Origin of the sequence: Ottowia sp. (assembly GCF_047975795.1) — a bacterium.
Taxonomy (GTDB): domain Bacteria; phylum Pseudomonadota; class Gammaproteobacteria; order Burkholderiales; family Burkholderiaceae_C; genus Ottowia.
Window position 1 is genome coordinate 1 of record NZ_JBKEEE010000018.1, and the last position, 1,745, is coordinate 1,745.

2 protein-coding genes are annotated in these 1,745 nt (G+C 66.0%); one reads left to right on the forward strand and one right to left on the reverse strand.

The genetic code is table 11. The annotated features are described in order from the left end of the window. Window positions 1–450 (forward strand): TIGR00730 family Rossman fold protein (locus tag ACK5NW_RS02530; RefSeq protein ID WP_416924738.1); only part of this gene is annotated, 450 nt, incomplete at its 5' end. A 159-nt stretch (window positions 451–609) separates the two neighbouring features. Here the strand turns inward: ACK5NW_RS02530 and ACK5NW_RS02535 are convergent. Next, on the reverse strand, window positions 610–1,745 hold a 1,136-nt coding region (locus tag ACK5NW_RS02535; RefSeq protein ID WP_416924740.1), incomplete at its 5' end, for an ABC transporter substrate-binding protein.

Below are 1,745 nucleotides of genomic sequence, written 5' to 3' on the forward strand. Positions count from 1 at the left end.
CGCATCTACATCTGCACCGGCGGTGGCCCGGGCGTGATGGAAGCGGCCAACCGCGGCGCGCACGACGTGGGCGCGCCCTCGCTGGGCCTGAACATTGCACTGCCGCACGAGCAAGCGGCCAACCCCTACGTCACGCGCAAGCTGAGCTTCAAGTTCCACTACTTTGCGCTGCGCAAAATGCATTTCATGATGCGCGCCAAGGCGCTGGTGGCCTTTCCCGGCGGCTTTGGCACGCTGGACGAATTGTTTGAAGTGCTCACCCTGGTGCAAACGCGCAAGGCCAAGCCGGTGCCCATCGTACTGTTCGGCAGCGACTACTGGCGCCGCCTGTTCAACCTGGAGATGCTGGTGGAAGAAGGCGCCATCTCGCCCGAAGAACTGCTACTGTTCACCGTGGTGGACACGCCGGCCGAGGCCTGGGAGCGGATTCGCGCTTTTGACAGCCTTTGAGAGCATGCTCCAGCAGCCAATCAGACGGCAAAGCTTTCAAGCCATTCTTTGCTTTATAAAATATAGCTGCTTGCGCTAGTTAAACAAGCGCTGTATTTGATTTTCTTCCTCAAGAAAATATTACAAGTCACCCCCCCTTGAGCAACGCCACCAGCCAGATCAATCGCCGGGGTGCGGCCGCAGGGCTTCTCGCATGTCGGCCGTGACGGCGGCGAGCGTGGAATCGGGCGAACGCCAGTGCCTGAAGGCCACGTCCATCCAGCGCGCCAGCGGGCCTTCGTCCAGCGTGGAGCGTGGCGCCATCACCTGCGTCTGGGCGGAGGCCAGAAGCGGCAGCACCGAGCGCTCGCAAGCGTGCAGCGCCTGCGCGTCAAACGTCTTGAGCACCGGCACGGAGCCCTTGCGGCGGGCAAACTGCACCTGCAAGTCTGGCTGAAGCACCAGCTTGGTCAGCAGCTTCTGGCCTGCCAGGTTGGTCGCCCCCCTGGGAAAGGCAAACATGTCGATGGCGGCGATGAACAGGTTCTGGCCATCGGGCGGCGGCGCGCACACCAGGTCCTGCGAGGCTTGCGGGCCAATGTCGGCAAACTCGGCGCGCGCCCAGTCGCCCATGACCTGCATGGCCGCGCGCCCCTGGCGCACCAGGCGCGTGGCATCGCTCCAGCCGGGCGCCGTGCCCGGCGCGTTGGCCCAGCGCCGCAGCGCCAGAAAGGTGCGCAGCACCTGCTGCATGCGCGGGTGCTCAAACACCTGCGGGTCTTCCTGCACGAACAAGCGCTGATACACCTGCGGCCCGCCCTGCCCGGCCACCATGGTGGACAGCAGCAGGCGCACCGCCCAGGGCTCGTCACTCACCGCCAGCGGCGCCACGCCCCAGCCGGCCAGCAACGGCGCCTGCGCCAGAAACTCCTCCCAGGTGCGCGGCAAGGCCAGCCCAAGCTGGCGGAACACGCGGGCGTTGTACCAGGCCCAGTTCTCGTTGTGAATGGTGATGGGCAGTTGCACGGCCTGCTCGGCGCTGTCCACCAGCGCCCGGGCCGCGGGGTTCAGCAAGTCGGCCCAGCCGGGGGGCGCCAGCTCGTCAATGGGCCGCAGAAAATCGAGCATGCGGGCAATGCTGCGGTCTTCGGCGCCCATCCACAGGGCCGAAGGCGGCAAGCCCACCGCCACGCGCATGACCACGTCGCGCCGCATCAGGTCGTAGTTGGGCGACACGGTTTCATGCCAGAGGCCGCCGGCTGCCTCAAACGCGTCCTTGAACTCCGTCAGGCCCGAGCGTTCACCGCGGGAAATCC